Origin of the sequence: Streptomyces sp. NPDC005266 (assembly GCF_040607655.1) — a bacterium.
GTDB lineage: Bacteria > Actinomycetota > Actinomycetes > Streptomycetales > Streptomycetaceae > Streptomyces.
In genome coordinates this window covers 407,989-420,057 of sequence record NZ_JBEXHC010000003.1, presented here as the reverse complement: position 1 = coordinate 420,057, position 12,069 = coordinate 407,989, and the positions used below count along the sequence as shown (strand labels likewise).

Here is a 12,069-nt window from a genome sequence, read left to right as displayed (position 1 = left end):
GGTCGAATCGTTCCGGGTGCGCTGCGATCAGAGGGCTGACGGGTCGCCCGACCCGGCGGCTCGGGCGGGGCGGAAGTCCAGTTCCGCCCAGACGGTCTTGCCCACCGCCTCGTGCGGTTGCGTACCCCAGCGGTCGGCGAGCGCGGCGACCAGATGCAGACCACGCCCAGTCTCACTGTCCGGCCCCGGGGCCGGCCCGAGCGCGGGCAACTTCTCGCCACGCGTGTCGGCGACCTCGATCTGGAGAGTCCCGGTCGCCTCCTGGTGGGTGAGGGTGAGCCGGAAGTCCCGGCCCTGTACGCGTCCGTGCAGCGCGGCATTGGCGGTCAGCTCGGCGATGATCCCCTCGGCGCGCTCGGTAAGGCTTGGCGACACCGGCCAGATACGGAGCTGCTCGACGGCGAACAGCCGGGCGAGCCGGGCCCCGCGGCGGGTGGAGGACAGGCGCTGCGTGAAGGCGCGTGGGGTGGGGGGAAGTTGGGACGTGCTCGTGTTCATGGGGCCACGGTGGCGGGTGTGCGGCGGCCCCTGCCAGCGGCGCGCTGCGTACGCTGCGTCAGCGTACATGCGCGTTCGGTGGACGGTACGCCGGTCGTTCCGTCACCCTGAGTGAGTCGAGCGCGGGGGCCTCGCACGTACGCACCTGGAGGTGGCCGCGGTATGACAGCTGACAACGTCCGTGTGGCGGGAGAAGACGGTGACTGGGAGCGCGAACCCGACCCTTCGGACAGTCTGCGGACCTTCGGCGCCGTCGTCCAGGCCCTGCGCGAGCACGCGGGCTTCAGCCGGGTCGAGTTCGGGGAGCTGGTCCGGTTCTCGAAGCACACGGTGGCGTCGGTTGAGCTGGGGCGGCGGATGCCGGACGAGTCGTTCGTGGAGCGGGCGGAGGAGGTCCTGGGCAACACGGGTGCTCTCCGGAAGGCGGCCCGTCATCTGACGCGGGGCGAGCCGGGGCTTGCCGCGTGGTTCCGGCGGTGGGCGCGGCTGGAGAGGGTGGCGGTGAGCCTGTGTACGTATGAGTGCAGGTTGGTGCCGGGGTTGTTGCAGTCGGAGGACTACGCGCGGGCTGCTTTCGATAACAGCGTTCCGCCTCTGTCGGACGAGCAGATGGAGGCCCAGGTCACCGCCCGCATGGACCGTCAGCGTCTGATTCGTGAGCGGCCCAACACTTCGTTCAGTTTTGTGATGGAGGAGCACATCCTCAGGCGTCGGCTTGGGGGAGCCGAGGTCTCGTACGGGCAGTTGGACCACATCCTGGCCTTCAGCGAGCTCCGCAACGTGTCCGTCCAGATCATGCCGATCGACAGCGTGTGTCACGCGGGGCTGGACGGCCCGTTGGCTCTCCTGGAGACTCCGGACGGTAAGCGCCTCGCTTACTCCGAGGGGCAGAAGAACGGGCGGTTGATCGCCGATGTGACTGAGGCCGCCGTTCTGCACCAACGATATGCGACACTCCGCTCACAGGCCCTCAGCCCCCTTAACTCCGTGGGCCTGCTGAGACGGATCAGAGGAGCACTATGAGCAGCAGCACCGATCTGGCCTGGTTCAAGTCCAGCTACAGTGGAACCGAGGGCGACAACTGCATCGAGGTCGCCGTTACCGAACGCACCGTCCACGTACGGGACTCCAAGGACGTGACGCTGCCCGGCCTTGCCATCGCGCACGACGGATGGGCGCAGTTCGTGAGGTACGTCGCACGCGGCTGAGCCTGCCTCTCCACGGGCTCAGCCGCGGGCGGTGGCCGATCCTGTTCCCCACGGCCCAGTGCAAGCCGCGAGGTCAGGCCGGCGGTATCAGGACGGCAGCGATGCCAGCCACGTAGCCACACCGTCATGGTGGGAACAGGTGCCCCGGCGGTGCTGGCTGTAGCTGTAGGTGCCGTCGTTGCACCTCGCGGTGGCCCCAGCTGGCGCCTCATTCTGACTGCCGCTGGACCCTGCGGAGCCGCTGGTGGAACCGCCTGAACCGCTGCTTCCTGAACCGTCACTCGGGTTGTCCGGTGTGGTGTTGCTGTCGTCCTCCTCCACTCCGGCGATGCTGGACGAATCGTCACCCGAAGCATCGTCGCCGATGTCGTCGGGAACGCTGGAGTCGTCCGCGAGCCCGTCGGGGTCGTCACAACTCTCCTCGTTGCGTACGACCTCGAACGTGAGGGCCTCGTCGTCCGACACGGCCGTACCGGCGGTCGGGCTTTGGGAGCAAACCTGCCACCCGCGGTCCCACATGGGCGTGCGGCTCGCGCTGGAGAGGTCCTTCTCTCTTAGGTTGTAGAGGCCCAAGGCCTGCGCGTTGTCTTGTGCCTCCTGGAGCCCCTGTCCCGTGAAGTCGGGTATATCGATGCTCTTGGTCTCGGCCTCGGCGACATGCGTGGACGAGGAACTGGAGCTGCTCTTGTTGTCATCTCCGTCGGAGAACAAGGCGGTACACCCACCGACGAGAAGAAGGGCCGCGAGCATGATCGCGCACCCCTTCCGGGCGTCCATCTTCTCCTGTTCCCCCCGAGATTCGTTTCTAGCCAATGGCCCCCCTACCTTGCTGCGGCACACTCCCCGCGTGCATGGTCCTGTCCTCGGTCGTGAACCGGCGTCCGGCCGCGCCGGAGGGACAGGGAATCTGGGGTTCGATGCCGGCGGCGTGCGCGGCGGCGAGGCCGGCGGCGACCTGAGCACCGATGGCGGCGGCCCAGGAGACAGGAAGCTGCCGCTCCTCCTCGACGAGGTCGCGCAGCGTCTCGCCGTCCAGGAACTCCATCGCGAGATAGGGCAGACCGCTGCCGCCCTCGGCAACCCCGCCGGCGATGAGTCGCGTGAGATTGGGTTGATTGAGGCGACGCATGATGCGTACCTCGCGAGCGAAGCGCTCCACGGCCTTGGGGTCACCGTCGGTGTCGATCTGGGTCCCCGTGCGCCGACGCAGGATGGTCTTGACGGCGACCGCGCGCTCAGGAGTGCCCTCGGCGGCCCGGAGATCTTCGGTCCGGTGGACCTCTCCCATGTTGCCTTTGCCGATGACGTGCCCCATGCGGAATCGGCCATCGATCAGCTCATGGCTCACTGCCGCCCCCCTGTCCTCATGTGCGCGGTCCCGTAGCAGACATGCCCCTGTATCTGCTGTCGCGTCAACCACTTCAGCGGCTCGATGAGCTGATTGCACGTCATCGTACAGGATGACTCGACACATTTGAAAGATCAACTACGCGTTGACGTTGTTAACGAGCACCTCTAAGCTCAAGAATGTCATCAAGGAGGGCGGCGTTCCGCCGGTCCATGCAGGCGTGGACTGTCCGGATGTGAAAAGGGTTGCGCGAAAACGTGAAGAAAATGTGTTCGGATCTTGGTGTCGGGGGGTGCCATGGGTGGGGAATCGCGAATTCCGGCGGCTGTCCACAAGATCGTGGAGTTGGTCCGGGAGTATCCGGACGGAGTGCGGCCCGCGGAGCTGGCCGAGGCCGCGCGGAGTCGGTACCAGGGGCTGCCCGGCAAGCGACTGGCGAAGCTTCTTGAGCAGGCGGTGGCCGCCCGCCTGATCGATGAGGTGGGCGGGCGGTTCATCATGCCCTCGGCGCACGGCGCCCCGTCGGCCGAAATCGAGGTCGAGTGTGAGGGGGCTGAACCGCGTGGCCTGCGGGTCGTGGCGATGGATCTGGAGAGCGTCGTCCGCACCGTGCCCACGGAGCCACATCTGGAGCGTTACGTGTACCAGGCCGCTCTCCGGCGATTCGGGACGGACCCGGAGTGGACCGCCCTAGCGCCGAGCTGGAAACGCTATGTGTGTTTGCCCTCCGGCGATGATGACATCCGTGACCCGGCGGTGCGACAGCGGGTGCGGGAGGAAGGGCTGGCGCCGGAGACGGTCTGGGCGGAGTTCACCGCGTATGCCGCCGGGGCTGACGTCTTGGTCGCGTACAACGGCACCGGGCTGGACTTCCCGCTGGTGCGCCAGGCGGCCGAGCGAGCCGGAACCGGCGATCCGCTGGCCGGCTTCGTGCTGGTCGACGCGTTGTACCTGGCGCATGCGGTGTGGCCGAATGCGAGCTCCCACCGGCTCCACGAGCTTGCCAAGGCCCAGCACATCCCGATGTCGGATCTCAAGGCCCATTCCGCGGCTGATGATGTCGAACTGCTGGTTCGGTTGATGCACCGGGCGTCCGACGAGGTGGCCGCTTGGGCACCAGAGCTCACGGCACTGGTCGCGGATGCCTGTGCGGATTCAGCCGGTTGGCGGCTGCTGAGGGAGCTTGCCCGCGATGCCACGGTTCCTGGCCGTGAGGCCGCCGTGTGGGACCGGCAGCACGTGACCCGGCTGATCCGGCAGGAGCTCGCGCGGCATCGGCCCAGGCGTGGCGGAGACGGATCGCGCCGCGGAAGGGGAGCCGTCGTGATACCCGACCGATTGCGCGGCGACGACGGGCGTGTGGATCCGGGAAAGCTCGCGGCCGCCGTCCATGGAGTCAGGGCTGAACCGCGCCCGGCTCAGCAGCGTATGTCGGAGACCCTGCACGCCTGGACCGACCAAGGCGTCTCCGGCCTGCTTGAGGCGCCCACCGGAACAGGCAAGAGCTATGCGGTGATTGCGGCCGCACTCGACTGGCTTGCCGCCGGCCCTCAGCACACCGCCGTCATCGGCACGTTCACCAAGCAGTTGCAGAGCCAGCTGGCCCGTGACATCCAAGACCTCCAGCGTGCCTTGCCCGGGATCCTCGAAATCGCCGACCTCGTCAAGGGGCAGACCGGCCGCCTCTCCCTCGCCGCACTCACCTCGCTGCTCGCCGAGGCCACCCAGGCCAGCGCCGCCAGACGCGGTCGCGCGAGGTTCGTGGACCGGCCGCAGTTCCGCGAGCTGGCCGTGTACCTGCTGCTCCGGCTGCGGGCCAGCCCGGAGGCGCCGGAGGCATGGACGGCGAGGTCCGTGGACCCGGTGGATGTGCCCGCCTTCTTTGCCGACTACGCCGGCCCGGTCCTGCCCTTGTGGCTGGAGGCCCTGTCACAGCGGGACGGCGACTATCAGGCGGGCGCTGACACTCCGCTCGCCGCCCACACTGACACCGTGCGCGAGGTCATCGCCGGCCATCGCCTCGTGATCGCGAACCATGCGCTCGCCCTCTCCCATCTCGATGAGCTGCGCGCCCTCGGTCCCCACACGCTGCTGGTCGTCGACGAGGCCCATGAACTGGAGAACGCCGCCACCTCCGCTCTCACCGTCACGGTCGACTACCGAGACTTGGAGAACTTGCTGGCCGAGTGCTGGGCTTGGCGCGCCGACGCGATCGAGGGCGTTGCGCGCGATCAGACAATCGGTGCGATCGCCGAACTCGAAGAGCTCTTCGACAATGAGCAGCTGCCACGCCTTGCCGCTCAGGCATTCGACGCACGTGCCAAGGGCGCCGGTGTGCGTGTCGGCAGCCGTGCCGCGGTGCTCGCCAGCCCCTACGCGGGCACTTCGGGAACGCGCGACGCACGCCGGATCCAAGGGCTGCTCGTCCGCATCGCCAGGGCCATCGGCGCGGTGGCTGCCAGGCTCGGCCGGTACGGCGCAGAGCATGCCGCTGGCATGGACGTCCTCGTACGGGAACGGGTCGTCGCACTGGCGCACCGCGCAGACGACACCGCGACGACGCTCGACCGTATCGCCGCGGACATCGACACCTTGCTGAACCCTGCTGTTGCCCTGGACGGAAGGGCCGGGGACACGACGCCCTCTCGCGTGGTGTACCTGGAGGAGCTGGGCGAACCCGAACCGGGCCTGCGCTCCTATCGCTTCCGCCTGGCTTCCAGCCCTATCGAGCTGCCCGCCGACCCGGAGTGGCGCCGATTTCTGGAGTCCTTCCGTCGGGTCCACTACGTGTCGGCAACCTTGCGCGTCGCCCATGAGTGGGACTTTGTGCGCGAGCGCCTGGGTCTGCCCGCATCGCTTCCCACGCTCGCGCTCTCCTCCCCGTTCGACCTGGAGCACCAAGCCCGGCTGGTCTGCTTCTCCGACTTCCCCTCGTGGGCCGAGCAGGAAGAGGGGGCCATGCGTACGGTTGCCCACCAACTCGCTGGCTACGCCGAGCAGATGACTTGCCCTCGACCAGGTGGTCACGGGCACGACGGCGGAGCCATGGTGCTCACCACCGCACGTGCGACAGCGGCGGGCATCGGCGATCTTCTCGAGCGGGAGTTACGCGCTCGCTCGGCCACCGCACCCGTCCTCAGCGCGCTCGCCCTCGGGAACGGCCGCGCCGTCGCCGAGTTCACCGATCGGGAGCAGGGCGGCGGGTTTCTCGTGGGAACGAAAGGACTGTGGCAGGGCGTCGACGTCGCCGACGAGGAACGACTGCGGCTCGTGTGGATCAACAAGCTGCCTTTCGCGCCCTTCGCCGCCCCGGTCATCGAGGCCCGCCGAGCCGCCGTACGCGAACGCGCCGAAGAGGCGGGACACCCCGACCCGGAGGGGGCCGCGACCGAGACCTATTATCTGCCGCTCGCGGCAATCCAATTGCGCCAGGCGGTCGGTCGGCTCATTCGCTCGGACCGGCACCGCGGGGTCGTCGTCATCAGCGACCGCAAACTTGGCGGACACACCAGTCTGCGCCGCGCCTACCGCAAGGCATTCCTCGGCAGCCTCGACAAGGGGCTGCTGCGCCCCGATCCGGTCACGGAGGCGCCGGGAGGCGGCAATGTGACGACGATGGCCGAAGGATGGCGGCGCATCTGGACGTTCATGGCCGAACAAGGGCTCATGGACAAGGATCGGGCGGCCGCCCTGGCCACGGACGATGCGCTCGAACGACACACGGTCCTACCGCAGACCCGGCGCATCCGGGAGCTCGCGTTCACGAACGAGGAGGTCGATCGGCTGCGCGGCGAGGGACGCCTCACCGAGGAGCTCCTGGAACGTGCCGCACGCGTAGGCGGTCTGCTCAGGCTCTCCGACGAGCCCGTCGTGTTGAAACCGGCCCAGCGCACAGTCATCAGCGCCGTCACCGACGGCCGTAATGTCCTCGGCCTGCTTCCCACCGGATTCGGCAAGAGCTACACCTTTCAGCTTCCGGCCCTGCTTCTGCCGGGAACCACCTTGGTCGTCAGCCCCCTCGTCGCCCTCATGCACGACCAGGCGCTCGAGCTCAACCGCTCCATCGGAGGCGCCGTACGGGCCCTGATCTCACCGCTGCGGGAGTCCAGCAGCCGCGCCGGCAAGACCGAGGTCGCCGACCAGCTCCTCGGCCGTCAGGAGCACGGCATCAGGCTGGTCTATGTGAGCCCGGAGCGGTTGTGCCAGCGTCGCTTCCGGGAGCTCGTACGGCGTGCGGTCGAGAAGGGGCGGGTGACCCGCATCGCCGTGGACGAGGCGCACACCATGGCGCAGTGGGAGGATTTTCGGCCCAGTATGCGTAGGGTGGGGAGGTTTCTCGCCGAGCTGCGCGAGGAGTTCGGGCTCGCCGTTACCGCGGTCACCGCCACCGCCAACCGCTCCGTGCACGCCGCCCTGCGCGAGAGCCTGTTCGGGGTGACCCCCGAGCCACCGGCCGCCGGGTCGGAGCAGGAGCACGCCGAGGCGTCCCGGCCCGGTGCGCGCGGTGGGCTGGTCACCGTACGCGAGAACCCGATCCGCCCCGAGCTCGCCGTGTTCCGGCGCTCGGCGAACCAGCTTGGCCTCAGCGGGGTGGCCGGTCTCGCCGAACGGGTGGTCGATGCTTTGGACGGCCACGCGATCCTGTACTGCCTCACCGTCAAGGAGGTCAACGCTCTCCACGCCCACCTGCGTGAGTACACGGGCGACACCGGCGTCCGGATCCTGCGGTTCCACGGAAGGCTCACCGAGGCCGAGAAGGCGGCCGTGATGACGGAGTTTCGCGAGGCACCGCAGCAAGGCACGGAGGGGTTCGCCCCGATCGTCACGGTGGCCACCTCTGCTTTCGGGCTCGGTGTCAACCGGCCCGATATCCGGACCGTGTTCTGTGTGTCCCCACCCACCGACCTGGCTGCCCTCTACCAGCAGATCGGCCGCGCGGGCCGTGATGGAGCGGGACGCGGCACTGATGGCGACGCTCCCGTCAACGCCGCGCTGGCGCTCGCCACGAGCCGTGGACTGCGCACGGTGCGCTTCATGACCGGTCAGGACCTGCGCCCCACCACATTGCGCAGAATGGGCCGGGCTGTGGTCGCCCAGAGCGGCAGCCTGGATGCCGCTGCCATCGCTGAGACGCTGATGGCCGAGGACGCTGCCGCTGGTCTCCTCGAGGAGAGTGAACTGCGCTCCGACCACACCGTCGACCTCTACCGCACCGGAGTCATGCGTGCCTTCAGCGCGCTCGCTGACCTTGGCAAGGTCACGGACCTCGGCGACTTCCCGCCACTGTGCACGGTCAAGCCTGGAGAAATGACCACGCCCACCGCGTGTGGTACGTCCGGTGAGCCGGAGGGTGGCGCGGTCGTGGAGCGGCGCATCGTGGAAAACGTCCTCGCGTTCCCTGGACTCGACCGTCTTCGTGTCGAGGTGATCGACGGCCATCTCGCCGAGAACGTGGAGGGCTACCGAGACCTCGCCGACGGCCCCGCGGGCACCTGGGAGATCCTTGCCGATCTGCATGACCGCGGGCTCCTCGACGTGTCCGCGGCTCCCAGCCGCCGACTGGTGACCGGCCTCGCTGTCCACGACCGGCAGGTGCCCAGCGGGTTCCTGCCGCTGCTCGCCCGGCGCGCCACGCGCGCCACGGGCGAACTCAGTCTGCTCAAGAACTTCTTCGAGGACACGGCAACGTGCGCTCAGCGTAAATTCGCCGACTACTTCGGTGTTTCCGAACTGCCGGACGGCTGCTGCACGAGCGCCCGATGCCGCTGCTCGGCATGCTGGACCGTCCCCGACTGGCCACCGCATGAGCGTCGGCCCGCCGTTGCCCTGGCCTTCGAAAGCGCCGCTCCGCGCACCGGCGGCGGGGCCGACGAAGCACTCCGGATGAGGCGACTTGACAGCCAGATCCACCGGCTTGTCCGTCTTATGCCACGCGGTCTCCACCCCCGCACGCTGTGGCATGCGCTGCGTGGCGACGAGACCTCCTACCACCCGGGACGCGGACGGCGGGTACCGCTGCCCCGGGCGCTGAGGGACAGCCGCCACTTCGGAGGGCGGGCAGACCTCCCCTACGCGGATGTCGAGAAGAGCCTGGTCCGGCTGGCGGAAGCGGGCGCCGTGGCTGCTACCGAGGACGGCCGCTGGCATGCCGGACGGGCATCCGTGGATTCCGTACAACCGAGAAGAACGACACGGCAGGAAGGGGACACCACGTGATCACGTCCTCGGAGGCAGCGTACGGGGTATGGCGGCCGTATACCGACGCCCCCCTGCTGACCCCCTCGATGACCGACGGCTACGACGCGGTCCCTCCCGCGGAACTGGCGCCGCTGCGCCGCTACCTGGAAGCCCTCGTTCTGCATCGGCGGGCACCTGTACACGTGTCCGTCGCCTTCAACGCCGCGTACTTCGGCTACAGCGTCGGAGGAGAGGGATATGGGGTCAGCACCCTTGACCCCGATGTCTTTCCGGCGGTCACTCTTGGGGAGCGGGTTCCGGCTCTCCCCGTCGGAGCAATGGTGCGCGTCACCACCGGTTCACAGCCGGTGTACGCGGAGATCGTGTACAAGGAGGGCCGCCACCCGGAGACCGGGCCGCTCGGCGACATACCGGCCTGGGTGTCCGGAGCGCCGGCAGGTGCCGAAGGCCCCGGAAGGCCATGTCTCCACGACACGCCCGTGCGCCGCGAACTGCTCGTCCCCGACCCCACGGCTTTCGGGGAAGCGCTGAGTCTCACGCCCACTCAGCTGAGGCGACTCCGCACGCACCAGCGCTGGATCGACCAGAACGGGCACGTGGTGATCGAGGCTGTCTACCCGTCCCGGGCCGCAGCGCAACGCGACGATGTGTCGGCGTACGGCGCCTATCTGCTCGGCACCGCACGCGCGCAGCTGCTCAGCCCCTTCGTTCCCGTGTCACTCGCCGAACTGGCCGCCACCCAGGACGAGGACGTGCTGAGTGGCGCGCTCAGGCGACTGCTTGACGTCGTGAGGCGTGTGCTGGCATCCAGTGACGCACTGCGCATGTGGGGGTCGTATGCCTTGGCCTGCGATGCCCTCGCCGCGTCCTGGCGGGATACTGGCCCTCTGGGTGGCGACGACATGAGCACGCTCGCCGCGGCGCTGCAGCACGTCGCCAAGCCTGTGGTCAGGCGTCGCTACGGTCTGTCGAGCGGAGCCACCGTGTACACCGCGGTGGGACCCCGGATCCGCGACTTCCCAGGCGCTGAGCCGCTGCTTGCCGGGGTCGGCTACGCATCGGCCGTGTGCCGCGCGAACCTTGCGCTCGCCGATGTGATCCGGGGCGAGAGTGACAACGGGCTCTTCGCGAACGGCACCCGAGTCAGCCTGGACGACGCCTTTGAAGGCGGAGGCATCTGGCGGTCACGCCACCCCGGGGAGGAGTCGGGCTCCGGGGATCCGCTCGCGGCCGCCGGACTGGGTTGGCGTGCCACCACGGAGTCGCCCACTGCCGCGGTCGAGCCGCCCGTGTCATCGAGCGAGCCCATGGAGGAACCCGCACCTCCGCCCTTCGCCGAGCCGGTGGACACACCACTCGATGACGACGACGGGCTCGGGACCGGTCAGCTGCTGCGCATTGGCGACAGCGAGGTCTCCTGGCGGATGCCGCTGAGGCTGCCCCATCTCATTGAGGGGTATCTCCCGCTTCGCCCGATCATCGCCGACGAGCTGCGGCATCTCGGTCATCACAAGGCCCTCGTACGCCTGGAACTCACCCACCCGGGCGGCGAACTGGAGGAGTGCGAGGCCGTCCAGGACACCCAAGCCGAGCTCGGGGACCAGTCCGGCCGTCTCCTCGACGTCGAATGGCCGCTCGATTTCTTCCCCGGGCTTGAACTGCAGCTTCAGTGGCCACGTGGTGGCCGTGTCATCCGCGCCACCACCGTTCCGCTGGATACCCCCGTGGTCATCGGCGACCGGACCATCGGGCATCGGTACGACCCCGCCGTCCTCACCCGTGAGGACTCTCCCGGCAGTACCCGCACCCGGGACTCGGCCGCCGGCCTCGACTCGCGCGAGCTGGTGCTGCGCGCCGTACGCAGGTGTGGTCTGCTCACCCCAGACGGGCACGCCCTTCTTGACCGCTCGGCCCTGCACACCGCCGTGTACGGACAGGATCCGGCCCCGGGGCAAGCGCTGGCACTGGACGCGGCCGCGGAGGAACTCCTCGCCGAAGGGAAGCTTTACCACGCCGACGGCAGCCGGGGCGGCGATGGGCGCCCTCACCACCCGGCACGCCCCGGCGAACAGGAGATACCGCTGATCGGCTACACCCCCGATCCGCGGCCCGTGCGGCGCGCCACGCCGACGTTGGACGCCATCGTGCAGACCTGGAAGTCGAGGCAGGAGATCCCGCTCCAGTACGTCCCCGGGCACCTGCGGCGCCTGCTGCCGGGCCGCTCGCCCAGCGAGGCCCAGCGCGCCGCCTTCAGGGAGCACTGCCGAAGGCTCGGGAAAGCCGACGGCTGGGAACTGCCGGACGGCTACACCTTCGTCACCCAGCACACCCGGGGCTGCTGACCCGATGCGCCCTCACGGCCCACCGCTCTCTGCCTGCCCACCAAACCCGAACACGCACGAACGGAGCACTTATGCACGATCGCTATGAGGTGGTCACCGAGCCACCGCTGTCTCCACCGGGGACGTCGCCTGAGCATCTGGCGCCGCTTGCTGCCGCCCTCAACGCACTGGGCACACCCGTGGCGGATGCACTCGACGACCTCACCCCGGACATGGTCCAACTGGCCTTCCACTCGATCACCTCGAAGGCCCGCCAGAGCTTCCTCCGCGGGATCGGCATCCAGCTCGCGGCCCCCCGCCGGGCCAGCATGTCCCTGTGCCGTGATGTGCTCAACCGTATGCGACGGGACGCACGGCACAGTGCGTGCACCTGCGCCGTGCAGTCGCTGACACCGCAGGTCATGTCCGATGTGATGACCGCCGTCCTGACCGAGGCCACTACCCTTGACCCGGTCGAACGGTGGGGTGAGACGCT

At 68.8% G+C, this 12,069-nt stretch carries 7 protein-coding genes; 4 read left to right on the top strand and 3 right to left on the bottom strand.

The features are described from left to right. Window positions 1–27: 27 nt before the first annotated feature. Window positions 28–498 (bottom strand): ATP-binding protein, encoded by a 471-nt coding sequence (locus tag ABZU99_RS08340; protein ID WP_356048663.1) that lies wholly within the window; start codon window positions 496–498, stop codon window positions 28–30. Window positions 499–660: 162 nt separating this feature from the next. On the opposite strand from ABZU99_RS08340, the gene ABZU99_RS08335 reads away from it, so the two are divergent. Beyond that, entirely contained in the window at window positions 661–1,521 is an 861-nt protein-coding gene (locus tag ABZU99_RS08335; protein ID WP_356048661.1) for a helix-turn-helix transcriptional regulator, read from the top strand. Further along, complete coding sequence (locus ABZU99_RS08330; protein ID WP_356048659.1) at window positions 1,518–1,706, top strand: DUF397 domain-containing protein; 189 nt, start codon at window positions 1,518–1,520, stop codon at window positions 1,704–1,706. Before ABZU99_RS08335 ends, ABZU99_RS08330 begins: the two co-directional genes overlap by 4 nt. 87 nt (window positions 1,707–1,793) lie before the next feature. On the opposite strand, the gene ABZU99_RS08325 is transcribed toward ABZU99_RS08330, so the two are convergent. Together ABZU99_RS08325 and ABZU99_RS08320 are read right to left on the bottom strand one after the other, a co-directional pair. After that, window positions 1,794–2,483, bottom strand: coding sequence for a DUF3761 domain-containing protein (locus ABZU99_RS08325; protein WP_356048657.1), 690 nt, complete (start codon window positions 2,481–2,483; stop codon window positions 1,794–1,796). 28 nt (window positions 2,484–2,511) lie between these two features. Further along, on the bottom strand, window positions 2,512–3,054 hold the full coding sequence (locus ABZU99_RS08320; protein WP_356048655.1) for a protein kinase: 543 nt from the start codon (window positions 3,052–3,054) through the stop codon (window positions 2,512–2,514). Between the two features lie 297 nt (window positions 3,055–3,351). On the opposite strand from ABZU99_RS08320, the gene ABZU99_RS08315 reads away from it, so the two are divergent. Together ABZU99_RS08315 and ABZU99_RS08310 are read left to right on the top strand one after the other, a co-directional pair. Next, complete coding sequence (locus tag ABZU99_RS08315; RefSeq protein WP_356048653.1) at window positions 3,352–9,270, top strand: DEAD/DEAH box helicase; 5,919 nt, start codon at window positions 3,352–3,354, stop codon at window positions 9,268–9,270. Further along, on the top strand, window positions 9,267–11,594 hold the full coding sequence (locus ABZU99_RS08310) for a hypothetical protein (protein ID WP_356048651.1): 2,328 nt from the start codon (window positions 9,267–9,269) through the stop codon (window positions 11,592–11,594). Before ABZU99_RS08315 ends, ABZU99_RS08310 begins: the two co-directional genes overlap by 4 nt. The last annotated feature ends 475 nt before the right edge of the window (window positions 11,595–12,069 follow it).

Excerpts from the sequence above, each read along its gene's own strand:
- ABZU99_RS08340 (WP_356048663.1), bottom strand. The coding sequence starts at position 498 with ATGAACACGAGCACGTCCCAACTTCCCCCCACCCCACGCGCCTTCACG.
- ABZU99_RS08330 (WP_356048659.1), top strand. The coding sequence starts at position 1,518 with ATGAGCAGCAGCACCGATCTGGCCTGGTTCAAGTCCAGCTACAGTGGA.
- ABZU99_RS08315 (WP_356048653.1), top strand. The coding sequence starts at position 3,352 with ATGGGTGGGGAATCGCGAATTCCGGCGGCTGTCCACAAGATCGTGGAG.
- ABZU99_RS08335 (WP_356048661.1), top strand. The coding sequence starts at position 661 with ATGACAGCTGACAACGTCCGTGTGGCGGGAGAAGACGGTGACTGGGAG.
- ABZU99_RS08325 (WP_356048657.1), bottom strand. The coding sequence starts at position 2,483 with ATGGACGCCCGGAAGGGGTGCGCGATCATGCTCGCGGCCCTTCTTCTC.